This window comes from Streptomyces sp. STAM6, from assembly GCF_054963715.1.
The window spans coordinates 1-25024 of the sequence record NZ_JBUEFZ010000019.1; the positions used below are offsets into that span (position 1 = coordinate 1).

General features: G+C 72.6%; 18 protein-coding genes. 11 read left to right on the forward strand and 7 right to left on the reverse strand.

Annotated elements, in window-relative coordinates:
• The 4 genes from ACY34K_RS21380 to ACY34K_RS21395 form a co-directional block, all read left to right on the forward strand.
• The coding region (locus ACY34K_RS21380) for an SseB family protein (RefSeq protein ID WP_462749405.1) at positions 1-443 on the forward strand (443 nt) is incomplete at its 5' end.
• 224 nt (positions 444-667) lie between these two features.
• On the forward strand, positions 668-1636 hold the full coding sequence (locus tag ACY34K_RS21385) for a pirin family protein (protein WP_462749407.1): 969 nt from the start codon (positions 668-670) through the stop codon (positions 1634-1636).
• 293 nt (positions 1637-1929) lie between these two features.
• The gene (locus ACY34K_RS21390; protein WP_462749610.1) at positions 1930-2979 is read left to right on the forward strand and encodes an AI-2E family transporter; all 1050 of its coding nucleotides are present in this window, start codon (positions 1930-1932) and stop codon (positions 2977-2979) included.
• A 42-nt stretch (positions 2980-3021) separates the two neighbouring features.
• Entirely contained in the window at positions 3022-3864 is an 843-nt protein-coding gene (locus tag ACY34K_RS21395; protein WP_462749409.1) for a class I SAM-dependent methyltransferase, read from the forward strand.
• A 794-nt stretch (positions 3865-4658) separates the two neighbouring features.
• Here ACY34K_RS21395 and ACY34K_RS21400 read toward each other — a convergent pair.
• Positions 4659-5918, reverse strand: a complete 1260-nt coding sequence (locus tag ACY34K_RS21400) for an esterase/lipase family protein (protein WP_462749410.1) — start codon at positions 5916-5918, stop codon at positions 4659-4661.
• Positions 5919-6643: 725 nt separating this feature from the next.
• Complete coding sequence (locus ACY34K_RS21405; protein ID WP_462749412.1) at positions 6644-8731, reverse strand: SpoIIE family protein phosphatase; 2088 nt, start codon at positions 8729-8731, stop codon at positions 6644-6646.
• Between the two features lie 134 nt (positions 8732-8865).
• Here ACY34K_RS21405 and aspS point away from each other — a divergent pair, with 134 nt between their 5' ends.
• Positions 8866-10665 (forward strand): aspartate--tRNA ligase, encoded by a 1800-nt coding sequence (gene aspS, locus ACY34K_RS21410; RefSeq protein ID WP_462749414.1) that lies wholly within the window; start codon positions 8866-8868, stop codon positions 10663-10665.
• A 216-nt stretch (positions 10666-10881) separates the two neighbouring features.
• Entirely contained in the window at positions 10882-11640 is a 759-nt protein-coding gene (locus ACY34K_RS21415) for a L,D-transpeptidase family protein (RefSeq protein WP_462749416.1), read from the forward strand.
• 338 nt (positions 11641-11978) lie between these two features.
• On the opposite strand, the gene metG is transcribed toward ACY34K_RS21415, so the two are convergent.
• On the reverse strand, positions 11979-13586 hold the full coding sequence (metG, locus tag ACY34K_RS21420) for a methionine--tRNA ligase (protein WP_462749418.1): 1608 nt from the start codon (positions 13584-13586) through the stop codon (positions 11979-11981).
• 92 nt (positions 13587-13678) lie between these two features.
• Here metG and ACY34K_RS21425 point away from each other — a divergent pair, with 92 nt between their 5' ends.
• Together ACY34K_RS21425 and ACY34K_RS21430 are read left to right on the forward strand one after the other, a co-directional pair.
• Positions 13679-14332 carry a response regulator transcription factor gene (locus ACY34K_RS21425; RefSeq protein WP_462749420.1) on the forward strand — a complete coding sequence of 218 codons (654 nt, stop codon included), beginning with the start codon at positions 13679-13681 and terminating at the stop codon, positions 14330-14332.
• Between the two features lie 35 nt (positions 14333-14367).
• Positions 14368-15561 (forward strand): sensor histidine kinase, encoded by a 1194-nt coding sequence (locus ACY34K_RS21430; protein ID WP_462749612.1) that lies wholly within the window; start codon positions 14368-14370, stop codon positions 15559-15561.
• Between the two features lie 4 nt (positions 15562-15565).
• Here the strand turns inward: ACY34K_RS21430 and ACY34K_RS21435 are convergent, their stop codons facing one another.
• Complete coding sequence (locus ACY34K_RS21435; RefSeq protein ID WP_462749422.1) at positions 15566-17332, reverse strand: VWA domain-containing protein; 1767 nt, start codon at positions 17330-17332, stop codon at positions 15566-15568.
• 261 nt (positions 17333-17593) lie between these two features.
• Between ACY34K_RS21435 and ACY34K_RS21440 the strand changes: the two genes are divergently transcribed.
• Positions 17594-19651, forward strand: coding sequence for a PhoX family protein (locus tag ACY34K_RS21440; RefSeq protein ID WP_462749425.1), 2058 nt, complete (start codon positions 17594-17596; stop codon positions 19649-19651).
• A 6-nt stretch (positions 19652-19657) separates the two neighbouring features.
• On the opposite strand, the gene ACY34K_RS21445 is transcribed toward ACY34K_RS21440, so the two are convergent.
• The 3 genes from ACY34K_RS21445 to ACY34K_RS21455 all read right to left on the reverse strand — a co-directional run bounded on the left by ACY34K_RS21445 (position 19658) and on the right by ACY34K_RS21455 (position 23490).
• The gene (locus ACY34K_RS21445) at positions 19658-20629 is read right to left on the reverse strand and encodes a hypothetical protein (RefSeq protein WP_462749426.1); all 972 of its coding nucleotides are present in this window, start codon (positions 20627-20629) and stop codon (positions 19658-19660) included.
• 15 nt (positions 20630-20644) lie between these two features.
• Positions 20645-22120, reverse strand: a complete 1476-nt coding sequence (locus ACY34K_RS21450; RefSeq protein ID WP_462749428.1) for an APC family permease — start codon at positions 22118-22120, stop codon at positions 20645-20647.
• Between the two features lie 446 nt (positions 22121-22566).
• The gene (locus ACY34K_RS21455) at positions 22567-23490 is read right to left on the reverse strand and encodes an endonuclease/exonuclease/phosphatase family protein (protein ID WP_462749431.1); all 924 of its coding nucleotides are present in this window, start codon (positions 23488-23490) and stop codon (positions 22567-22569) included.
• Between the two features lie 332 nt (positions 23491-23822).
• Between ACY34K_RS21455 and ACY34K_RS21460 the strand changes: the two genes are divergently transcribed.
• Positions 23823-24230: a hypothetical protein gene (locus ACY34K_RS21460; RefSeq protein ID WP_462749432.1), complete on the forward strand. Its 408-nt coding sequence runs from the start codon at positions 23823-23825 to the stop codon at positions 24228-24230.
• A gap of 200 nt (positions 24231-24430) precedes the next feature.
• Complete coding sequence (locus ACY34K_RS21465; protein WP_462749434.1) at positions 24431-25012, forward strand: NADPH-dependent FMN reductase; 582 nt, start codon at positions 24431-24433, stop codon at positions 25010-25012.
• The last annotated feature ends 12 nt before the right edge of the window (positions 25013-25024 follow it).

Genomic DNA, 25024 nt, shown 5'->3' on the forward strand with positions numbered 1-25024 from the left:
ACGACCAGAATCAGGGTGCCCAGCAGCAGTACGCCCCGCCCCAGCAGGGATACGCGCAGCAGCCACCGCTGTACCCCGAGCCGTCGCCGCCCTCGCTCGCCGACGCGGTGCGGGCCTTCACCACCGGGCAGCTCGCCGCCGAGGACTTCCAGCAGATCTTCGCGACGTCCAAGGTGTACTGCCCGCGCGGGGACAACCCCGGGTTCCTGGCGCTGCACAACACGCAGCAGCCGGTCATCCCGATGTTCACCTCGCTGAAGGAGCTGCGCAGGTACGCGGGCAAGGAGTCCAAGTACTTCGTGATCACCGGCGCCGAGGTGATCGACCTGCTGCCCACGGGGTACGGCTTCGTCCTCGACATGGAGGGCGACCACCGGATGGTCTTCGACGCGAAGGCCGTCGAGCAGATGGTCGACTTCGCGATGCGCCGTATGTACGGCTGACGCGCGGCGCCGGGCCGCCGCGTGCCGTGAAGGGGTATGCGCGGCGGCCTGAAGGGAGCGCGGCGGTACAAAGGGATAGGCGCGGCCGAGCGCGGGCGCCATGACGCGACGCTGCCGGAAATGGGGAAGCCCGGGGGAATGATCCCCGGGCTTTCCGCGTTCTGGGTGACAGGAAGTTCAGTGTTCAACTAATCTGGACGTACGCCCGTCGAGGAGGTCCCGTCATGCCTGCCGTAACCGTCGAGAACCCGCTCACCCTGCCGCGCGTCGCCGCGCCGGCCGAGGCGGTGGCGCGCCCGGTGCTCGCCGTGACCACCGCTCCCAGTGGCTTCGAGGGAGAGGGCTTCCCGGTTCGCCGCGCGTTCGCCGGGATCAACTACCGCTACCTCGACCCGTTCATCATGATGGACCAGATGGGCGAGGTGGAGTATCAGCCCGGGGAGCCGAAAGGGACCCCGTGGCATCCGCACCGCGGCTTCGAGACCGTCACGTACATCATCGACGGGATCTTCGACCACCAGGACTCCAACGGCGGCGGCGGCACCATCACCAACGGCGACACCCAGTGGATGACCGCGGGTGGGGGCATCCTGCACATCGAGGCGCCGCCGGAGCACCTCGTCGTGTCCGGCGGTCTCTTCCACGGCCTCCAGCTGTGGGTGAACCTTCCGGCCAAGGACAAGATGATGGCGCCGCGCTACCAGGACATCCGCGGTGGCAACGTCCAGCTGCTCACCTCCCCCGACGGCGGCGCGCTGCTGCGCGTCATCGCCGGCGACCTGGACGGCCACCAGGGCCCCGGCATCACGCACACGCCGATCACCATGATCCACGCGACGATCCGGCCGGGCGCCGAGATCACCCTGCCGTGGCGCGAGGACTTCAACGGTCTCGTCTACGTCCTCGCCGGGCGCGGCACCGTCGGAGCCGAACGCCGGCCCGTCCACATGGGACAGACCGCCGTCTTCGGCGACGGCGGCTCGCTCGTCGTCCGCGCGGACGAGAAGCAGGACGGGCACACCCCCGACCTGGAGGTCGTCGTTCTGGGTGGCCGGCCCATCCGTGAGCCCATGGCGCACTACGGGCCGTTCGTGATGAACACCCAGGAGGAACTGCGCAAGGCCTTCGAGGACTTCCAGGCCGGCCGCCTCGGGCGCATCCCCGCGGTCCACGGCATGGGCGAGAACCTGTAGGGCGCGTTTCGGAAGTCCCGTCCGGCCGGGGGCGTCCGGCACGCACGCTCGCGGCGTTGTCGGTCGTCGGCGCGGCCCGCCGCGCTCTCTCCCCCCGCGCCCGGCGACGCGGGAGGTACCCCCACCCTCCGCCTCGCGAACGCACGCACCAGACGCCCCCGGCCCCGCCCTCCGGGCGGACGACGCCACACGAGGGCGACCGGACAGCACGACTGACGGTTCGCCACCCGGCCGGGCCCGTCCACACGGCGGGCCCGGCCGGCGCATGATCCGCTGGAGACGTGCCGCCCCTGCTGCCCGAATCCGCCAGGCTCCTCCCCGAGCCCGTCCGCCGGCTCGCGGCCTGGTGCCTCGTGATCCTGCTCGTCACCGGCGTCGCGGCCATCGGCATCTGGCTCTGCTTCGTCTTCCAGACGGCCGTCACACCCGTCCTGCTCGCCCTGCTCGGCACCGCGCTGCTCGGGCCGCTGTACCGGCGGCTCGTACGCATGAAGGTCAACACCTCCCTCGCCGCCGGGCTCACCTGCGCCGCCGTCCTCGTCTTCGTCGGCGGCGCCACCTACATCGTGGTGTCCGCCCTCTTCGAAACCGGCGACGAGATCGTCGCCTCCCTCCGCCAGGCGGCGACCGACCTGTCCGAGCACTTCGGGGCCGCCGGGACCTCGCTCGACGACCTCGCCGCCAACTCCAGGGAACTGCTCTCCAAGTTCGGCGGCACCGCCGCCTCCGGCGTGATCAGCGGGCTCAGCGTGGTCGGCGAGGTCATCGCCATGGCCGTCCTCGCGCTGCTGCTGGTCTTCTTCTTCCTCCGGGACTCCGGCCGCGCCGTCGCCGCCCTCCACAGCCTCGCCCCGCGCGGCTCCGGCGACACCCTGGAGGCCATGGCCCGCCGCGCCTTCGACGCCGTCGAGGGGTTCATGCGCGGCACGACCCTCATCGCGCTCATCGACGCCCTGCTCATCACCGCCGGACTGCTCATCCTGCGGGTCCCGGGCGCGCCCGGCCTCGGCGCGCTCGTCTTCGTCGGCGCGTACATCCCCTACCTCGGCGCGTTCATCTCCGGCGCCGTCGCCGTGCTCGTCGCCTTCGCCGACCGGGGCTTCGCCATCGCCCTGTGGGCGCTCGGCGTCGTCCTCGCCGTCCAGGTCCTGGAGGGCCACGTCCTCCAGCCGATGATCCAGAGCCGCACCGTCCAGATGCACCCCGCGCTCGTGATGCTGACGATCACCGCGGGCGCCTCCGTCGCCGGCATCCTCGGCATGCTCCTCGCCGTACCGCTGACCGCCGCCGCCTTCGGCATCCTCGGCGAGCTGCGCAGGCGGTACACCCGGGGTGCGCGCTAGCATCCCGGCAGGGGGCGGCCCGCGGCTGAACGGAGTCCTCGTATGCGCCGGACGCACGGCAAGCCCGCTTCCCGGCTGACCACCGACCGCTCGGCGCTCGGGCACAAGCTCCGCTACGCGCTGCGCCACCCCGGACGGCTGCTGCCCCACCTGCGCCGGGCCGGCCGCGACCACTGGCTGCGGCTGCGCCACCACGGCAGCCACGTGGCGTACTACCGCGCCGTCATGGCGTCCGACACCGCGCGGAGCCCGGAGGCCGCCGTCGGCGGCGCCCCCTCGCAGGAGCGCTGGCTGGCCCTCGGACAGCTGCAGTACGACTACCTCGTCCGGCACGGCCTGCGGCCCCAGGACCGGATGCTGGAGATCGGCTGCGGCAATCTGCGCGCCGGATGGCGCTTCATCCAGCACCTGGAGCCCGGCCACTACTACGGCATCGACATCTCGCCCGACATCCTCATCGAGGCCAAGAAGACCCTCGTCCGGTACGGGCTCCAGGACAAGCTCCCGTACCTGACACCCGTCGACGACCTGAAACTCGACTTCCTCCCCGACCGGTGGTTCACCGTCGTGCACGCCCACAGCGTGTTCTCGCACTCGCCGCCCGAGGTGATCGACGAGTGCCTCGCCCACATCGGGCGGATCCTCGCCCCCGGCGGCTTCTTCGACTTCACCTACGACCGCACCGAGGGCGCCGAGCACCATGTGCTGAGGGAGGACTTCTACTACCGCACCGAGACGCTGATCCGGCTCGCGGAACGGCACGGCCTCGTCGCGCACTTCATGGACGACTGGGAGCGGCTGCCGCACGGCCAGTCCAAGCTCCGCGTCACCCACCCGGGCCGCGCCGCCGAGAACCCGGGCGCGGAGGCCGACCCCGTCGCCTGACCCCGCTCGCGGGCCCGCGGCCCCGGCGGGGGCCGCCCCCGCCGGCGACTCCCTCGACCGACCGCCTACGGCCGCCGCGCTGACCGACGACCGACCTGCGGGCGCTCTGCGACCGGGCTGTGGTGGGTGCGCCCGGGTTCACGCCACCGGCCGGCGCCAGATCGCACCGGCCGCCGGGCGACTTCCCGCCCGCCGACCCGCCGGGCGACTCCCCGTCGGCCGACTCACCGGCCGACCCTGTCCGGCCGCCGGGTCCGCCCTGGCCGGGGCCGACTCCGCCGGTCCATTCCGTCGACCTCGCCTGCCGACCGGCCCGCTGAGCGACTTCCCCCAGGGCCGGCAAGCTCACCCGCTCCTCCACCGAGGCCAGGCAGGAAGCACGCAGCCGCCTCCTGCCGACTCGCGGCAGCCGGGACTGCCCACGTGCAATCAAGAAGCCGAACCGATGGCCGGTGCTGAGAACCCGCGCAAGACGCGACACAGTGCAGCGCGGCCGCTGGGCCCACCACCCGACCGCGAAGCCGAAGAGCACCCGCCGAGCAGGACGCCCGGCAAGACAGAATGCGTCTGTTCTGCCACCGCCCCGCTGGCCCCTCATCGGGTGGTGCCGGTGCTTCGTCCCAGACATTGCCGCCGTCTGCCCGGGTCCACAGCCACTGCCCGAAGCCGTAGTCCCACCACCGTGTTCCTCGGCCGCAGGCCTGTCTTCCCGCACCACGAGCCACGAGCGAGGCCAGGAAGTCCGGGGGCGGGCGGGCTCGGGTGGATTCGCCCCGTCCACCCCCGGAGGGGGGTCAGCTGTCGGCGACGATTTCGTTCACGATCCATGCGCCGAGTTCTTCGGTCATGGTGGTGTGGCCCTCGTTGCGGCCGGCGGCCACGAAGGCGTCGAGCTCGCTGCTGTCGGGCGTGATCGGCTGGTAAAGCGCCTTCGGGTCGCTGATGTCGCCGGCGGCGAGGGCGCTGATGGCCGGGATGAAGCAGGACGTGGTGATGACGTCCGGGTCCACGGTGTTGCCGAGCAGCCTGCTGAGGAGCGCGACGAGGCCGAAGCTGCCGGGGTCGCCCTGTTCGGAGGGCGCAGTGAACAGGCCGCCGGGGGCGCCGTCGATGTCGGGCAGCCCGCTGGTGCGGACCGAGACCGCCTCGCCGCCCTTCTTCTGCAGACGGGCGACTTCCTGGTCGCCGGTGGCCTGGGTCTTGAGCCACGTGTCGACGAGCGTTTCACCGTCGGCCCGCACGGCGGTCACGTCGGGCTTGATGCCGTTGCTGTTGCCGGTCTCCACACCGTTGGCGACGCCGATCTTGCGGACGGACCGCGGCCAGCCGCCGAGCTCTTCGAGCGCCCGGAGGAACTCGACCCGCTCCGGGGCCTCCTTCACGGTGCCGCCGACCCTCTCCAGGTGCCAGCGCGCCATCTGCCGTGCGGCGGGGCTGTTGAGCAGCGCCGAGAACTGGCGCAGCTTCTCGCCCACGAGGGGGACCTGGCCCCAGTTGTCCGCTGCGAAGTGGGTGAACGCCTGCAGGGAGACAGGCAGCCACGCGCCCTGGTGCGGGGTGTCGTAGGAGAGGTACAGGGACGTCTCATGGTCCGGGAGGGCGGGGTCCCGCTCCATCTTCGCCAGCGCGTAGCGGGTGACGAGCCCGCCCATGCTGAATCCGCCCACGACCAGCTTCGACCGTCCCACCCGCTCGGAAAGGGCCCGGCGAATGCAGTCGATGACGGTGTCCGCGTTCGCCGTGATCGATGCCGCCCGGTCGTCGTAGCCCAGGATGATCACGTCCCGGCCGGTCGCGTGGAGCTCGGAGACGAAGCGGTAGTCCCCGTTCTCCTCCAGGCCCTCCCAGAGCCGGTCCAGGCTGCTCGACCCGCCGGAGAAGCCATCGGAGAGGATGACCGGCCGGATGAGCTGCCTGCGGTTCAGCGGGCTGTAGAAGACCCAGGCCGTCCCACCGAGGAGCGTCCACTCATCGTGAGGCTCCGGGGCGGAGGGAATCTCGGTTCGGGCTCCCGGGGCGGCGGGGCCCCAGATGTCGATGACGGGGGTGGCCATGATCAGTTGGCTCCTTGGAGGAAGGTGTTGGGGGTTCGCCGAACTGCTCACCCCGCACCGCACCCTAAGAAGCAGAAACGTTACACATAGTGACGGGTTGTCCGGTTTCATGCGAAGGTGGGGGCATTCGCCTCAAAAGGTGTGCACGTTTGCGAGCGTGGGCACACTGCACCGGCCCCTCGCTGGGATCAGACTGACGGGTGAGGCAACTGCATGGGCCGACTCCGGCCCCTGGGCCGGCTGTCGGGCGACTCTCCGGCCGGCCCGTTGGGCCGCTCCCCGTCGGACGACCGGCCGGGCGATGCCGCCGTCGGCGGAGGGACCGTCACGGCGGGGGGCTGCCCCCGCCGGCTGACGCCCTCGGCCGAACCTGCCCGGCCCGGCCCCGTCCGGCGACTCCCCGTCGGCTGACCCGCCGGCCGGCCCCGCGGCGGGAGCCGACTTCGTGGGCCGCCTCCGGCCGGCCGACCCCGGCCCTCGGCTCCCTGTCGGCCGACTGGCCGACCAGCTCGCCGGGGCACTCCCCATCGGCCGACCGGCCGATCCCGTCCGGCGGGTGCCGCCCCCGGCAGCTGACTGCCTCGGCCGACGCCCCGTCCGTCGGGCGACCCCCGCCGCCGATACGCCCGGCGCCCTGCCCGTCTGCTCGCCGCCGGCCGACCCGTCGTCCGCCGGCGGCATGCCGGGCAGCGCCGCCCGCGGGGCGGCGGGGCCGGGCACGGCGGTCACACGGCCGGGCCGTCGCCGTCCTTCTCGTACAACTCGAACCAGATCGACTTGCCCTCGCCCCGCGGGTCCACGCCCCACGCGTGCGCCAGCATCTCCATCAGGACGAGGCCCCGTCCGGACGAGGCCATCTCGCCCGGCCGCCGCTTGTGCGGCAGCTCGTCGCTGGCGTCGGCGACCTCGACCCGGAGGCGCCGCGCCCCCTGCTCGCCGGTCGCCTCCGCGACCAGCATGGCGTCGCCGTCCGTGTGCACCAGCACGTTCGTCACCATCTCGGAGACCATCAGCACCGCCGAGTCGACCTGCTCCTCGTCGCCCCAGTCGTGCAGCAGCTCCCGTACGTGCCGGCGTGCCGCGGCGATCCGCTCCGGCTCCGCCTGCGCCACGGTCACCGCCATCCGCCGCGGCGCGGCCTCCCGGCCGGCCGTGCCCGTACGGGACAGCAGCAGGACCGCGATGTCGTCCTCGCGCCGGTCGACCAGCGGCCCGGCGGTGTGGTGCGAACCCGGCCCGTGCACGGCCTGTACGAGGGAGTCGGCGAGCACCTCCAGCGAATCGTCGCCGTCGTGCCGCTCCAGCAGCGCGCGGATACGGGCCCAGCCGGAGTCCAGATCGTGCCCGCCGGTCTCCAGCAGTCCGTCGGTGCAGACCATCAGCGTCTCCCCGGGCTCCAGGGTGAGCCGGGTCGTCGGATAGTCGGTGTCGGGCACGATGCCGAGCGGCAGGCCGCCCTCCGTCGGCCGCAGCATCACCGTGCCGTCCGCCATCCGGACCGCCGGGTCGGGGTGCCCGGCCCGGGCGATGTCCAGGGTTCCGGTCGCCGGGTCGACCTCCAGATAGAGGCAGGTCGCGAAGCGCGTCGAGCCGTGGTCGCCCTCGGCGCCGTCCGTGATGCCGTACAGGAACCGGGACGCCCGGGAGAGGACCGCGTCCGGGCGGTGACCCTCGGAGGCGTAGGCGCGCAGCGCGATCCGCAGCTGCCCCATCAGCCCGGCGGCCCGCACGTCATGGCCCTGGACGTCTCCGATGACCAGCGCGATCCGGCCCGCCGGAAGCTGGATCATGTCGTACCAGTCGCCGCCGACCTGGAGTCCGCCGCCCGTCGGCACGTACCGCGCGGCCACCTCCATGCCGGGGATCGCCGGTCCGAGGACCGGCATCATCGTCCGCTGGAGGCCCAGCGACAGCTCCCGCTCCGACTCGGCGACCCCCGCCCTGGCGAGGGCCTGCGCCAGCATCCGGGCCACCGTCGTCAGCACCGACCGCTCGTCGGGCGTGAAGGCCACCGGGTACTTGAACGCCGCCATCCAGGCGCCCATCGTCCGCCCCGCGACGATCAGCGGCAGAAACGCCCAGGAGTCCCGCCCGAACCGCTGCGCCAGCGGCCAGCTCGCCGGGAACCGCTCCCGGTAGTCGTCGGGCGTCGGCAGGTAGATCGCCCGGCCGGTCCGCACCACTTCGGCAGCGGGGTAGTCGGTGTCCAGCGGCATCTGCGCGAAGGGATGCTCGTCGTCCGGGTGGTGCCCGTGGTGCCCGATGATCGTCAGGCGGTCGCCGCGGACGCCGAAGACCGCGAGGCCGTCCGGCGAGAATCCCGGCATCGACAGGGAGGCCGCGACCCGCAGCACCTCCGCCGTGGACCGCGCCTCGGCCAGCGCCCGCCCGGCGTCCAGCAGGAACGCCTCCCGCGAGCGGCGCCAGTCGCCCGTCACGGGTGTGCGCGCGGCGGTCCCGGGCCCCGGCTCGGCGACCTCCTGCAGGGTGCCGACCAGCCGGTAGTCCTTCCCGCTGATCAGGGGCTTGGAGCGGCTGCGGACGGTACGGACGACCCGGCCGTTCTCGTCCATGATCCGCAGTCGGGCCTCGGCGAGGGTGCCCTCGGCGACCGCGAGGTTCACCACCCCGTCGATCTCGTTCCAGTCGACGGGGTGGAAGCGGGAGCGCACGGCGGCCTCGGAGAGCTCGGTGGGCTCGGCGGGCAGCCCGAGCAACCGGGCGGCCTCGGCGTCGAGCGTGACGATCCCGGTCGCGTTGTCCCAGCGCCACAGGCCGGTCAGGATCGCGGCCAGGACGTCCTCGGTACGCATTGCCCCACTTTAAGAAGATGAGCCGATCGGTCGCCACCGAGCGTATCGGGCGGCGATCTTGGGACGACCGGTAACCTTGACGGGTCGAGCCATACCCCGGCCCACTCCCGATATCGAAGACTGGATGAACGACGATGCATCGGTACAGGTCCCACACCTGCGGCGAGCTCCGCGCCTCTGACGTCGGCACCGACGTCCGGCTGAGCGGCTGGCTGCACAATCGGCGCGACCTGGGCGGCATCCTCTTCATCGATCTGCGCGACCACTACGGCATCACGCAGCTCGTCGCCCGCCCCGGCACCGCCGCGTACGAGGCGCTGGACAAGCAGACGAAGGAGTCCGTCGTCCGTGTCGACGGCAAGGTCGTCTCGCGCGGCGCGGAGAACATCAACACCGAGCTGCCCACCGGTGAGATCGAGGTCGAGGTCGCCGAGGTCGAGGTTCTGGGCGCGGCCAGGCAGATCCCGTTCACGATCAACGCCGACGACGGCGTCAACGAGGAGCGGCGCCTGGAGTACCGCTTCCTCGACCTGCGCCGCGAGCGCATGCACCGCAACATCATGCTGCGCACGGCCGTGATCTCGGCGATCCGGCACAAGATGACCGCCCTCGGCTTCAACGAGATGGCGACCCCGATCCTCACCGCGACGTCCCCCGAGGGCGCCCGTGACTTCGTCGTCCCGTCGCGCCTGAACCCGGGCAAGTTCTACGCGCTGCCGCAGGCCCCGCAGCAGTTCAAGCAGCTGCTGATGATCTCGGGCTTCGACCGGTACTTCCAGATCGCGCCCTGCTTCCGCGACGAGGACGCCCGCGCCGACCGCTCGCCGGGCGAGTTCTACCAGCTCGACGTCGAGATGAGCTTCGTCGAGCAGGAGGACGTCTTCCAGCCGATCGAGCAGCTGATGACCGAGCTCTTCGAGGAGTTCGGCGGCGGACGCCACGTCACCTCGCCGTTCCCGCGGATCCCGTTCCGCGAGGCGATGCTGAAGTACGGCTCCGACAAGCCCGACCTGCGTGCGCAGCTGGAGCTCGTGGACATCACCGACGTCTTCGAGGGCTCGGAGTTCAAGGCCTTCGCCGGCAAGCACGTGCGCGCGCTGGCCGTCCCGGACACCGCCGACCAGCCGCGCAAGTTCTTCGACGGCCTCGGCGACTTCGCCGTGGAGCAGGGCGCGAAGGGCCTGGCCTGGGTCCGCGTCGGCGAGGTCCCCCACAGCCCTGACGGCGTGGGAGGTGCCCCCATCGGGCTGACCGGACCGATCGCCAAGTTCCTCACCGAGGAGAACGTCAAGGTCCTCACCGAGCGCCTCGGCCTCGCCGCCGGCCACGCCGTCTTCTTCGGCGCGGGCGACTTCGACGAGGTCTCGAAGATCATGGGCGCGGTGCGCGTCGAGGCCGCCAAGCGGGCCGGCCACTTCGAGAAGGACGTCTTCCGCTTCTGCTGGATCGTCGACTTCCCGATGTACGAGAAGGACGAGGAGACCGGCAAGATCGACTTCTCGCACAACCCGTTCTCCATGCCCCAGGGCGGCCTGGAGGCCCTGGAGACCCAGGACCCGCTGGACATCCTCGGCTGGCAGTACGACATCGTCTGCAACGGCGTCGAGCTGTCCTCCGGCGCGATCCGGAACCACGAGCCGGACATCATGTTCAAGGCCTTCGAGATCGCGGGCTACGACCGCGAGACCGTGGAGCGCGAGTTCTCCGGCATGCTGAAGGCCTTCCAGTTCGGCGCCCCGCCGCACGGCGGCATCGCCCCCGGCGTGGACCGCATCGTGATGCTCCTCGCCGACGAGCCGAACATCCGCGAGACGATCGCCTTCCCGCTCAACGGCAACGCGCAGGACCTGATGATGGGCGCGCCGACGGAGCTGGACGAGGCGCGGCTCAAGGAGCTGAACATCGCGCTGCGGAAGCCGGTCACCGACAAGTAGTCGCCCGGCCGCCGGCCCGGCACCGCCGAAGGGCCCCGGAACCTCGTGGTTCCGGGGCCCTTTCGTGTTCCTCCACTGCTCCGTACGGACGTGCCGGGCGACGCGTGACAGAAACCGCGGCCCCGGGGTATGCGGGAACGGCACCCATCACCCCGTACAAATACACCTGTACGTATACGAAAAGTGATGTCTGTACGCAGCGCGAAAGGCCCTGACATGCCCGCCCGTTCCCGCGCCCAGGCCGTCGCGGCCCTGCTCCTGTGCTTCCTGCCCCTCGCCGCCTGCACAGGCCCGGGCGGCGCAGGGGGCGACGGCGCGGCCACCACCGCGGCGCCGCCGGCCGCCGGCGCGCCGCCCCACCCGCAGGCCAAGGCGGCCGGCCCCCGCGAGATCCCCGCCCTCGGCCCGGCCACCCGTGCCGCCATCCCCGACACCGCCCGCCAGGCCGTCGTGGTCACCGGCGACGCCGCGGACTCCGCCCGCGCCACGGCGGTCCTCTACGAGCGCCACGCCACCGAGGGCTGGCAGCGGATCTCCGACCCCTGGCCGGCCCACAACGCCCTCAACGGCTGGACGGACCACCACGTCGAGGGCGACCTCCGCTCCCCGATCGGCGTCTTCGGCCTCACCGACGCGGGCGGACTCCTCGCCGACCCCGGCAGCGGACTGCCCTACGACCAGGCCTACGGCTTCACCGCCACCGGCACCGGCACCCAGGGCGAACCCCTGGAGGGCTCCTTCGACTACGTGGTCGCCATCAACTACAACCGCATCGCGGGCACGAGCCCCCTCGACCGCACCCGCCCCCTTGGCCCCGAACGCGGCGGCGGCATCTGGATCCACGTCGACCACAACGGCCCCACCCAGGGCTGCGTCTCCCTCGAACGGCACCGCATGCAGGAGCTCCTGAAATGGCTCGACCCGTCGAAGGAACCGGTGGTGGTGATGGGGGACGTGCTGGCACTGGGGCGGTGAGGAGCCGCCCCGGGGCCTCCCTCCGGGGGCACCGGCGGCCCCGGCCTCGGCCAGGACCCGATGAGAGTGGAAGGGATGGCGCACGGCAGCTGATGTGAACCGGGCGAGCTCGCCGGACCTTCCCAGGGTGTCCATGGAGCGAACGCTGCGAGCCGACATGGCGTTTCCACTTCGTGTCTGTAGTCACCAAAGGGGCCCGGCAACGGCGTATCGGCACCGTGGCCGGAATTGATCCGCCGGTCGCACACACCGGAACGACGAGACCGCCGCCCCCTGCGGACGAGGGAGCGGCGGTCTCGGGCCTCCGGGGGCTGGGGCTTCGGGAGCCCCTGGGAGGGTCAGGCCTTCTTCGGGTCTTCCAGGCGGGGGAACAGCACCGCGCCCTTCGTCACCGTCGTGCCGGCGGGCAGTTGGCCCCACGTGGCGGCCGACTGCACCCGCTGGTCGGCGAGGGCGCCCAGGGAGGCCTCCGCGCCGAGGGAGTCCCAGAGCTTCTGGGAGGTGTCCGGCATGACCGGGTTCAGCAGGACCGCCACCGCGCGGAGCGACTCGGCCGCCGTGTAGAGGATCGTCGCCAGGCGGGCGCGGCCCTCCGGGGAGTCGTCCTTGGCGACCTTCCAGGGCTCCTGCTCCGTGATGTAGCCGTTGACCTGCTTCACGAAGTCGAAGATCGCCAGGATGCCGCCCTGGAAGTCCAGCTCCTCGCCGATCTTCCGGTCGGCCTCGGCGGCCGCCTTGGCCAGGCCGTCGTGGACGGCCTTCTCCGCGTCGCCCGTGGCGTCCGCGGCGGGGAGGGCACCGTCGAAGTACTTGCCGACCATCGCCGCGACGCGCGACGCCAGGTTGCCGTAGTCGTTCGCCAGCTCACTGGTGTAGCGGGCGGTGAAGTCCTCCCACGAGAACGAGCCGTCGCTGCCGAACGCGATCGCCCGCAGGAAGTACCAGCGGTAGGCGTCCACGCCGAAGTGCGACGTCAGGTCCTGCGGCTTGATGCCGGTCAGGTTGGACTTCGACATCTTCTCGCCGCCGACCATCAGCCAGCCGTTGGCCGCGACCTTCCCCGGCACCGGCAGACCCTGCGCCATCAGCATCGCCGGCCAGATCACCGCGTGGAACCGCAGGATGTCCTTGCCGACCAGGTGCACATTGGCCGGGAACGTCTCGTCGAACTTCGCCTGGTTCGAGCCGTAGCCGACGGCCGTCGCGTAGTTCAGGAGGGCGTCCACCCACACGTAGATGACGTGCTTGTCGTCCCACGGGATCGGGATGCCCCAGTCGAACGTCGAGCGGGAGATCGACAGGTCCTGCAGGCCCTGGCGGACGAAGTTCAGGACCTCGTTGCGCGCCGACTCCGGCTGGATGAAGTCCGGGTTCGCCTCGTAGAACTCCAGCAGCTTCGGGCCGTACTCGCTCAGCTTGAAGAAGTAGTTCTCCTCCTTGAGGATCTCCACCGGCTTCTTGTGGACCGGGCAGAGCTTCACACCCTGCTCGTCCTCGATCAGGTCGCCGGGGAGCTTGTACTCCTCGCAGCCCACGCAGTACGGGCCTTCGTACCCGCCCTTGTAGATCTCGCCCTTGTCGTACAGGTCCTGCACGAACTCCTGGACGCGGTCCGTGTGCCGCTTCTCCGTCGTACGGATGAAGTCGTCGTTCGCGATCTCCAGGTGCTCCCAGAGGGGCTTCCACGCCTCCTCGACGAGCTTGTCGCACCACTCCTGAGGGCTGACGTTGTTCGCCTCCGCGGTGCGCATGATCTTCTGACCGTGCTCGTCCGTGCCGGTGAGGTACCACACCTTCTCGCCGCGCTGACGGTGCCAGCGCGTGAGCACGTCGCCTGCGACGGTCGTGTAGGCGTGGCCCAGGTGAGGAGCGTCGTTGACGTAGTAAATGGGGGTCGAGACGTAAAACGCCTTCGTCCCCTGCTTCTCGGATCCAGTGGCCGCCATGGTCGAAATCCTATCCGCCCCCGGAAGCTCCCCTCACCTCCGTTCCGAGGGGGGAGACGTTCCCGAAACACCCCCCGGAGGAGAGTGGGGGCATGCGTGTACTGGTTGCCGAGGACGAGACCGTCCTCGCCGAGCTCGTCGCCACCGGTCTGCGGCGCGCCGGCTTCGCCGTCGACACCGTCCACAGCGGCGACGCCGCCCTCGACCACCTCGGGCTCCACGACTACGACGTCGTCGTCCTCGACCGGGACCTGCCCCGCGTCCACGGCGACGAGGTGGCCCGCAGGCTCGTCGGCGCCGGGGCGCGGACCCGGATCCTGATGCTGACCGCCGCCTCCGCCCTGGAGGACCGGGTGGCCGGCCTCGACCTGGGCGCCGACGACTACCTGGGCAAACCGTTCGAGTTCCCCGAGCTGGTCTCCCGGGTGAGGGCGCTGCGGCGGCGCAGCGCCCCGCCCGTACCGCCCGTCCTTGAGCGGCGCGGCATACGGCTCGACCCGGTGCGGCGCACGGCGACGAGGGACGGCCGGGACCTCGACCTGTCCCCGAAGGAGTTCGCCGTCCTCCAGATCCTGCTGGAGGCCGGCGGGGCGACCGTCTCCGCCGAGGACCTGCTGGAGCGCGCCTGGGACGCCCACACCGACCCGTTCACCGGGGCGGTCCGGGTCTGCATGAGCAAGCTGCGCGGCAAGCTCGGCGGGCCACCGCTGATCCGTACGGTGCAGGGCGTGGGGTACTCCCTGTGATCGGGCCCGGCTCCACGATCCGGACCCGGCTCGCCATGGTGTACGGCGCCGTCTTCCTGGTCCTCGGCGGCTGCCTGCTCGCGGTCGTCAATGTGCTGGCCCGCGCCGGGACGCAGCAGGCCGCCGAAGCCATCGCGGAGAGCACCGCCCCGGCGTCGGAGGTGGTCCTCGACGCCGGCCTCGAGGCGTACCCCGAGGGGCTCACCGTCCACGGGCTCACCGACACCGTCAGCCGCGCCGCCTCCGAACAACTGCTGATGTGGTCGTGCGGGGCGCTGCTGGTGATGGCGCTGGTCGCCGTGGTCGTCGGCTGGTGGATGGCGGGGCGCGTGCTGCGTCCCGTCCACGAGATGACCGCACGTGCCCGGAGACTCTCGGAACGGAACCTCGCCGGGCGGATCGCGGTGAGCGGCCCCGACGACGAGCTCAAGGAGCTGGGCGACACGATCGACGCGCTGCTCGGCCGGCTGGAGAAGGCCTTCGACAGCCAGCGGCGGTTCATCGCGAACGCCTCGCACGAGCTGCGGACGCCCCTGGCCACGCAGCGCGCGGCGATCCAGGTGGGGCTGGACGACACCGTGTCGGTCAAACAGGTGCTGCTGGACGGCAACCGGCGCAGCGAGCGGCTGATCGACGGCCTGCTGGTGCTGGCCCGCAGCGAGCGCGGACTGGAGGAGCGGGAGGACGTCGACCTGGGCCGGGTGGTGGCGGAGGAGTGCGAGAGCCACGGCGTGACGGTCGAGGTGGACGCCGGTACCGATACCGGTGCGGACGCCGACAGGGACGCCGGTTCCGATACCGGTGCGGACGCCGCCGGGGAGGCCGATACCGACGCCGACGCGGACGCCGGCCGCGGCGTGGCGGGTGGTGTGGTGCGGGGCAGTCCGCTGCTGCTGGCCCAGCTCGTCAGGAACCTGCTGGTCAACGCGGTCGCGTACAACGTGCCCGGCGGCTCCGTGAACGTGACGGTCCGGGGCGGTGTGCTGACCGTCGCCAACACCGGGCCGGTCGTCGCCGCGGGCGACGTGCCGGGACTCTTCGAGCCGTTCCGGCGGGGCGAGGGCCGGGACCGGATGGGTCCCGGCGCCGGGCTCGGCCTGTCCATCGTCCGGTCGATCGCGGTGGCGCACGGCGGGACGGTGACGGCGGAGCCCGGCGGAGAGGGCGTGGGCGGCCTGGCGGTGACGGTGCGGTTGCCCGTCACCGGCCGGGCGACGCCGGTCGGCTAGCGCGCTACACGGTCCACTTCGCGAGGACCTCGCGGTAGAAGGTGGCGTGCGGGACCTCGGCGGGTGCGGGGCCCGCGTGGAAGAAGCCGGCGTTCTCCAGCTGCAGCTTGCGCAGGTAGTCGAACGCCTTCGAGTCCTCCTCGCCGAACGCCACGAACTGCCAGAACACGTTCCGGCCCTTCACCGCGGCGTCCGTCAGGGCCTGCGTGGCCGCCGTCTTGGACTCGGGCGCCCCGTCCGTCTGGAAGAGGACGAGCGCGGGCAGGTCCGCCGCGTCGGACTCCGCGTGCCGGGAGAGCACCTCCTGGACGGCCCGGTCGTAGTTGGTCCGGCCCATCCGGCCCAGGGAGGCGTGCAGGGCCTCGACACGGCCGTCGACGTCGGCGAGGGTGATCTCACCGGCGCCGTCGATCTCGGTCGAGAAGAAGACGACGGTGACGGGGGCGTTCTCGGTCTCGTCGAGGTGCGCGGCCAGAGCGAGCGCCTGCTCGGCGAGGTGCTGGGCGCTGCCGTCCTTGTAGTACGGGCGCATCGACCCCGAACGGTCGAGCACCAGGTACACGGCGGCCCGCGCCCCGACGAGCCCGCGCTTCTTCAGCGCGGCCCCGGCTGCCTTGTACGCCTCCGTGAGCTGCGGCGCCCGCGCCTTGACCCGGGCGAGGCCGTGGGCCGGCTTCCCGCTGCCGAGCACCGCGGGCACGGAGGGGTCCTCGGTGCCGGACGCCGGGGCGTCCGTCGTCGCCGCAGCAGCAGCGGCGACCGCGGCCTCCGGCTCCGCCGTGGCGGACTGGGCCTCCGTCTGCTCCTCGGCCCGGTCCTGGGCCTGGTTCTGGTCCTGGGCGGGCGCCGTCTCCTGTGCCGGCTCGGGGGCCGTCTCGGTGTCGGCGGGTGCGGGGGTTTCCGCGGCAGGCTCCGCAGCGGCCTCCGCCTCGGGTGCCGCTTCCGGCTCGGGTGCTGCCTCCGCCTCGGTGGCTGCTTCGGTTTCCTCGGCGGCTGCGGCCTCCGGCTCCGGGTCCGTCTCGGGGGTGTGCGCCCCGTCCGCGGCGGTTTCGGTCTCGGCCGTGGCGGACTGGGCCTCCGGCTGGTCCTCGGCCTGGTCCTGTGCCTGGCCCTTGGCGGGTGCCGCCTCCTGCGCCGGCTCGGGGACCGGCTCCGGCTCGGCGGGCTCGACCGCTGCCTCCGCCCCGGCGGCCGCGGGTTCCGGCTCGGCCGGGGTCTCGGCGGCGGTCGCGGGGGCCGTCTCCGGTTCGGTGGCCTCGTCGGGCGCCTGGACGTCCGCGTTCGCCTCGGCCTCGGCGGGTGCGGGGGCCTCCTCGGCGGGTGCGGCGTCGGGCTGGGTCGTTTCCGGCTCCGCCGGGACCTCGGGGGCCGCAGCCTCGTCCGTACGGGCGGGGCCGGCCGCGGCCGGCTGCGCGTCCGCGGTCTCCTGCGCGGCGGGGGAGTCCGCCTCCGGCTCCTCGGGCGGCGTCGCGCGTGTGCGCTGGGCCGCGTCAATCGCCGCCTCGCGGGCGGGGGATGACGCGTCGCGGGCCGCCGGGACCGTCGTGCGGCGCGTCGTGGGCGGGGGGTTGTCGAAGGACGCGGCCACCAGGTCCGCGGCCGACTGTTCCACCGGGGAGGGCGGGGTGGGGGAAGGGACCGTCGCCGCGACCGAGGCCTCCTCCTGGGGCACCGCGCGTTCCGTCTGGGGCGGGACGGAGGCGGCCGCCGTCTCGTTACGCTCCGCACGGTCGCGTCCAAACACCTTGCGCAGCAAGCTCCGAATGCCCATGGGCGAGGCCTTTCGCATGTTATGGGTGCCGTGTATGTCCGTACTGCTAGGAATCATCCCTGGCCATGGCGGACACGTAAGGTTAGCCGCCCCGAGTGGCGGCGAAAGGCAAGGGGCAAACGCGTCAACCTCGCCCCGGTCGCCCCGCATTCATCCCCCGTTCACCCCGTTGCCGCCGGTCTGCAGAGGTACGCCCCTAACGTCGCGCACGAACGGATTCCCGACACACTGTCGGCGCGGTGTGCGCCGGAGGAGGACCACGTGCGCAAGCTGCTGCCGCTGCTGAGCACCAACTCGCACGGGGGCGGCCGGTCCGCCCTCACCTGTCGCTACCGCTGTGGCGACGCGTGCTTCCACGAAGTGCCCAACCCCAGCGACAACGAGTACGCGGGCGACGTCATAGCCGGCGCTCTGTCGAGGCGGTCGATGATGCGCGCCGCCGCCGTCGTGACCGTCGCGACCGCGGCGGGCGGTGCCGTGGCGCTGCGGGGTGCCCCGGCCGCGGAGGCCGCCGCGGCCGCCGCGTACCCGGGCGGCGGGAGCGGCACGAGCGGCGGCGCGCGCGGCCTGCGCTTCACGCCCGTCGCGCCCAACAAGGACGACAAGGTCACCGTCCCCGACGGCTACGCGCAGAGCGTCGTCATCCGGTGGGGCGAGCCCATCCTGCGCGGGGCGCCCGCCTTCGACGCCGAGAAGCAGACGGCGAAGGCCCAGGCCGGCCAGTTCGGCTACAACAACGACTTCCTCTCCCTGCTGCCGCTGAAGGGCGAGCACGCACGCCAGGTGCTCGTCGCCAACCACGAGTACACCGACGAGGTCCTGATGTTCCGGGGCTACGACCCCGAGAACCCGACGCGCGAGCAGGTGGAGATCGCCTGGGCCGCGCACGGCCTGTCCGTGGTCGTCGTGCAGGAGGAGCACCGCTCCGGCCGGCTCACGCCCGTCACCCGGCACCCGCTCAACCGTCGTCTCACCGCCACCAGCGAGTTCGAGCTGACCGGCCCGGCCGCGGGCGGCGCGCTGCTCAGGACGAGCGCGGACCCGACCGGCCGCAAGGTGTACGGCACGCTCAACAACTGCGCCGGCGGCACCACCCCCTGGGGCACCACGCTCCACGGCGAGGAGAACTTCAACCAGTACTTCGCGGGCGGTTCGTCCCCCACCGACAAGCGCTACGGCATCGGCTCCGGCGCCAGCGAGCGCAAGTGGGAGCGGTTCGACAAGCGCTTCGACGTCAAGCAGGAGCCCAACGAGTCGCACCGGTTCGGCTGGGTCGTCGAGCTCGACCCGTACGACCCGGACTCCACGCCCCGCAAGCGCACCGCCCTCGGCCGCTTCAAGCACGAGGCCGCCCAGCCGCGCCTGACCGCCGACGGCCGCCCCGTCGTCTACATGGGCGACGACGAGCGCTTCGACTACTTCTACAAGTTCGTGTCGAGCAAGCGGATGATGAAGGGCGGCTCCCGGCGCGCCCGCGAGCACAACCTCACCCTCCTCGACGAGGGCACGCTGTACGTCGCCAAGCTGACCGGGGACAGCCCGCAGGACGTCGACGGCACGGGCAGGCTCCCGAACGACGGCGAGTTCGACGGCAGCGGCCAGTGGATCCCGCTCGCCACCGGCGACACGTCCCATGTGCCCGGTATGACCGCCGAGGAGGTGTACGTCTTCACCCGCCTCGCCGGCGACAAGGTCGGGGCCACGAAGATGGACCGCCCCGAGGACGTCGAGCCGAGCCCCCGCACGGGCCGCGTGTACGTCGCGCTCACCAACAACAAGGACCGCGGCGCCGCGGGGAAGGCGGGCGCCGACGAGGCCAACCCGCGCAACATCAACAAGCACGGCCATGTGCTGGAGCTGGCCGAGCACTGGGACGACCCGGCGTCCGACGGCTTCGCCTGGCGGCTGTTCCTCGTCGCGGGCGACCCGGGCGACCCGGCCAGCTACTTCGCCGGCTACCCCAAGGAGAAGGTCAGCCCCATCTCCTGCCCGGACAACATCACCTTCGACCCGCACGGCAACCTGTGGCTCTCCACGGACGGCAACCAGCTCGGCTCGCACGACGGCCTCTTCGGTGTCGCCACGCACGGCGAGCGGCGCGGTGAGCTGAAGCAGTTCCTCACCGTCCCGGCCGGTGCGGAGACCTGCGGCCCGGTCGTCCAGAGCCGCCGGGTCCTCGTGGCCGTGCAGCACCCGGGGGAGGTCGACGGGGCGTCCGTCGAGAAGCCGGCCTCCACTTGGCCCGACGGCCCGGGCCGGCTCGTCCGCCCGGCGGTCGTGGCCGTGTACCGCAAGGACGGACGCGACATCGGCGTCTGACCGCCCTCACGAGGTGGCGCGGACCTGTTCGCGCCACCTCGTGAACTGCTCCGCCGGGTCACCCGTGTACGACCACGGCACCCAGGCCGCGCGCGCCCCGAGCAGCCCGAACAGCTCCCGGGCCAGGTCGGCCAGACCGGCGTGACAGGCGGCGTGCAGCAGGTAGTTGAGCGGCTCGACCTCCTCGGGCAGCACCGGGCCGGCCGGCCGTCCGCCGAGCCACCGCTCCCACGTGCGGTGGACCTCCGTCGCCGCGAGCTCGTGCTTCCAGTGCTGGTCGAAGCCGCGCACCGGCCCCCGGCCCCGTGCCGCGTCCGCGATGTACCGGTACTCCTCCACCCGGGCGATCTGCACCAGCACCGGCAGCGGCGAACCGGGCGGCGCCGCCCCCGCCGCGTCCCGCGCGATGTCGTACATGGCGCCGTGCGTACCGTGCCAGCGAGCCGACCGGTAGCGCAGCAGCTGCACATGGCCCTCCAGGTTGTGCGGGTCGCGCCGGCGCAGCTCGTCCCACCAGCCGCGCAGCTCGGGCCGGCCGACCCCGCCCTCGTACAGCCGGGCCACCGTCATCAGTGACACCCATGGCATGGGGTCGGCGGGCCGCGCGTCGGCCGCGCACAGGCAGGCCATGACCGTCACATCGAGCCGCGCCCGGTCCACGGCGCTGCCGCGCCCCGCCGCGATCGCCTCGTTGAAGACCCGTACGACCTCGGTCGCCGCCCGCATCACGGCGGCGTCCGGGTTGTCCGGCTCGGCCGCCCGCCACGCCTCGACGGTCGAGCTGTCGGCCGCCGCGTGGGCCAGCAGCCGCACGCGGTGGGTACGCAGGGCCCACTGGTCACCGGTGTCCCGCAGCAGGTCGCGTACGCCCTGCCAGCGTCCGATAACGATGTCGTGCCGCGCCTCGGTGAGGGCGCGGTCGCCGAAGTCCGGGTCGAAGTCCGGCTGAAAACGCGCGGAACGGCGGCGTGCTGCCATGTCCCTGTCCCCCCGTCAGAAGTCGGTCGCCAGGGTCTCGCTCCCGTTTCCCTGCCGACGCTGTGGTGGTACGGCGTACGGCTCGGCCGCCGCCAGTGCCCGCGTCGCGTCCAGCTTCGCCGGACGGTAGTACGAACTGCCCCTCCGCCAGTAAAGGACCATCGGTACGAGTCCGGCGACGATCCCGCCCAGACCGATGGCCACCGAGGCACCGCTCAGTTCACCGAGCGACTCGAAGAAGATCCACAGCATGAAGGCGGCGCCGAGCAGCGGCCAGGCGCCGCCGAGCACGAAGTGCCGCACGGACGTCAGCAGCATCCCCCGGTAGGCGACCACCGCCGCGATCCCCGCGAGTGCGTAGTAGAAGGCGATGAGCAGGCCGATCCCGCTGACCGCGTGGGTGAGGATCTCGCCGACGGAGCCGAGCGCCGTCGCCGCCGCGAGCATCAGCAGCGCCACGGCGCCGACGGCGGCGATCGCCACCCACGGGGTGTTCCAGCGGCGGTGGACGGTGCCGAGCGCGGCCGGCAGCGTGCGGTCCCGGCCCATCGCGAACAGGGAACGCGTCACCTGGATCAGCGTGGTCTCCAGGGTGGCGACCGTGGACAGCAGTACCGCCACGATCAGCAGCTTCCCGCCGACTCCGGGCCAGACGGCGTCCCCGAGCAGGGACAGCACGTTTGCCCCGCCGGCAGTGATGTCGTCGGCCGCGAGGACGACGTTGACGGCGATCGTGAACGCCTCGAAGAGCAGGAAGACCACACCCATGCCGATCAGCGCGGCGAAGCCGGCGGTGCGGCGGCTGTCCCGGGTCTCCTCGCTGAGGTTGCTGGTGACGTCCCAGCCCCAGTAGTAGAAGGCGGCGATCAGCGCGCCGGACGCGAACCCGGACACCCCGTCGAAGTGCCCGAAGCCCAGCCAGGACCAGTCGAAGGCGACCGCCGAACCACGGTGCATCAGTACACCGCCGATGAACAGGACGAGGATCGCCAACTCGACACCCGACATCAGCAGTTGCGCCCGTACGGTGAGCCGGGCACCGCCCAGGACCACCAGCAGCATCATCAGGAACCAGCCCGCGCCGACGGTGGCGGCCAGGGCGGTGTCACCGGCGAGCTCCGCGTCGAAGAGCGCCAGGGTGAGCGAGCCGGCCGGCAGCGAACCGGCGGCCATGAACAGCGTGGCGGCCACCACCAGGGCCCAGCCGGAGAGGAAGCCCAGGAAGGGGTGGAGCGTCCGGCCCACCCAGGAATAGCTGGCGCCGGCGTTGACGTCGATCCGGCCGAGCCGGCTGAACGCCAGCACGATGCCGAGCATGGGGATCGCGCAGTACAGCAGCGCGGCCGGGGACGCCAGCCCCACGGCCCCGACGAGGACGGCGGTGGTGGCGGCCAGCGAGTACGCCGGGGCACTGCCCGCGACCGCCATCACGATCGTGTCGAACGTACCGAGGACATTGGGCTGGAGCCCTCTGCCAGGAGTGCTGCGCATCGCGAATGTCCTTGTATGGCATGGCAAATGGCGGTAGGTCGTGAGCGGGCCGCGCATGCGGCGGCACGCGTGGATCGTGCGCATCGTAGTAGGGCGCCGGACCCGTGGTGACGTCACCCGGAAGGAACCCGTCCACGACGGGCACCCTGCGTCGCGCCACCGGGGCCGGGGCCCGCCGGCGCGCGGTCCGGGCCGGTCGGCCGGCGGTGGCCCTCGACCCCACCGGGCGGGCGGGCGCCGCGCGTCCGGGTTCTCGCCGGCCTTCTCCTTGGCGCGCCGTCGACGCAACAGCGCCCGGTGCCGGTCCCGTTGGGCTTTCGGGGAGTGCGGTCGCGCCCGCTCGTCGCCGGTGGCCCGCGGCCCGGTCGCGCAGGGCGCGGTCCTCACGGACGAGGGCACCGATGAGGTCGGGTCCGCTCGTCGTCCATGACCTCCACCTTTCCGGATCAGGGCCGGTCGTGCAGGTCGAGGTCGACGAGCAGGGCCCGGTGGTCGGTGCGGGACAGGTCGAGGAAACGGGCGCCGCGCACGGAGAAGTGGTCGCTGACCAGGATGTGGTCGATCTGTGCGAAGGGCGGCAGCGGGCCGTCCTGCGGCCAGGACGCGGTGCGCCAGGCCCCGGCCAGCCGGGCGCCGTCGTGCAGGGTTCCGGAGTCGAGCACGGCCCGGAACGCGGCATGGTCCTGGGTGGCGTTGAAGTCACCGGCCAGCAGGGTGGGGCGCCCGCGCCGTTCGGCCGCGAACGAGCGCAGCAGGCCGAGCTCGCGCTTCCACACGGACACCTGGCCGGGCAGCGGCGGCATGGGGTGCGCGAGCTGCAGGCGCACCTCCCGGCCGCCGATCCGCGCCGATGCCCCGGGCATGCCCATGCTGCCCGGCAGCGGCGGCTCCCCGGCGAGCGGGCGGTCGCCGAGGACGACCGAGCCCGCGGAGCCGGGCGCCGCGACCTGGACGCGGTACGGGAGGGCCGCGGCCAGGGTGCGGGCGCAGGCCGGGTCGCACTCGGAGACGAAGACCAGATCGGGCCGCTCGCGCCGGACGGCGGCGAGGAGTTCCGGGGCCGCCGCGCCGAACTCGACGTTGGCGGCCAGTACGCGCAGGCGCGCCGTGACCGGCCCTTCCGCGCGGGTGCTGTCCGGGCCGTACGGCCGTACGAACCAGGCCGTGGCGGCGAGCACGAGCGCCGCCCAGCCGGCGAGTACCGGACGCCGGCCGGCCAGGGTGAGCAGCAGCGCGAGGCCGGCCGGCACGGTGAGCCACGGCAGGAAGGCGAGGAGCTGCGGCAGGGGGGTGACGCCGTCCGTGCCGAGGAGCCGGCAGCCGGTGACGGCGGTGGGCACGGCGAGCAGCAGCCCGGCGGCCCAGGCCACGGCAGGACGGGAGAGCGGCCGTCCACCGGTCCGCGGCCGGGCCGGTCCGCGGGGAGGGGTGGGCGATGCCGGGTCGCGGGGAGGGGTGGGCGATGCCGGTCCGTCGGGAGGGGTGGGCGACGCCGGGTCGCGGGGAGGGGTCGGCGACGCCTGGTCGCTGTCCACGGGGTGAACCTCCCTGTCGCGGTCTGCCGGGCACCGAGCATCCTTCCGGAAGACGGCTCCTCCCTGAAGGACGAAGCCTCGCAACACGGGGTTGCCGGCCGCTCCACTTGCCGCCCGGCGATCGCGGGTGTCCTCTGGATGAGGGGTGACTGGGAAGGAGCTCCGTCATGGCCGCACCCGCAACGGCGCCCGCACGGCACCGCCGCGCCCGTCGCACGACCACCCGCCGCACCACCGTCCGCTCCTGGGCGCTGCCGCTCGCGCTGGGCATCTTCTACGGCTTCTACACCCAGTTCATCGCCCGGTCCGGCGACGGCCCGATCACCGGCGGGCAGATCCTGCTCGGCTTCGTCAGCGCCTTCGTCTTCGGCGCGCTGTGCTACCTCCTCGGCCGCTACCAGAAGGCCCTGCCCCGCGAAGCGAGAGCGGCCGCCTACGGCGGGCTCGCCGGAGCGTCGGTGGGCTTCCTCTACAGCCTGTCGGACGCGAGCGTCCTGTCGGGCGTGGTTCTGGGGCTGGTGGTGGGTGCCGGAGTGGCCCTCGGGACGTTCTACGTGTTCTACACCCACGAGTGAGAACGCACGGGGCGAGGGCACCTCTGGGTGAGGGCACCTCCGGGTGAGACGCGCGCCCCCGGCGCCGACCCGCGCACCCGTCCGGCCGTCACCTCGCGCGGCCGCTGGATCCGATCTGGCGGCCGCGCGCCGCTGTCTCGCGCCTCATGGGTGACGGCCGCGCCCGCGGCCGCCCGCACCGGCGACGAAGGGAGGCGGCCATGCCGGAGCCGCTGCGTGTCGCGGTCATCGTCGGCAGCACGCGCGAGGGCCGGGTCGGGGACGCGGTCGCGCGCTGGTTCGCAGCCCGGGCGGCCGGGCGGACCGACCTGGAGCTCACCGTCCTCGACCTCGTCGCCTACGACTTCCCGGCGCGGTACCCGGACCGGGCCACCGCCCAGATACGGGAGTTCACCGCCGAAGTGGGCCGGGCCGACGCGTTCGTGATCGTGACGCCGGAATACAACCGCTCCTTCCCGGCCTCCCTCAAGCAGGCCATCGACTACGCCTACGACGAGTGGCACACCAAGCCCGTCGCCTTCGTGGGGTACGGGCACGGGTCGACCGGACTGTACGCCGTGGAGCAGCTCCGGTCGGTCTTCACCGAGCTGCACACCGTGACGCTGCGCAACGGGGTGTTCCTCAACCTGCTCGACCTCCCGCTCGACGACCCGGCCCGGCCGGCCCCCCACGCACTGACCGACGACGACCGCGACCGCGCGGTCGGCCTGATGCTCGACCAGCTCGGCTGGTGGGGCCTCGCCCTCCGGGACGCGCGTGCCGTGCGCCCTTACATCTCCTAAGGAACCGGACAC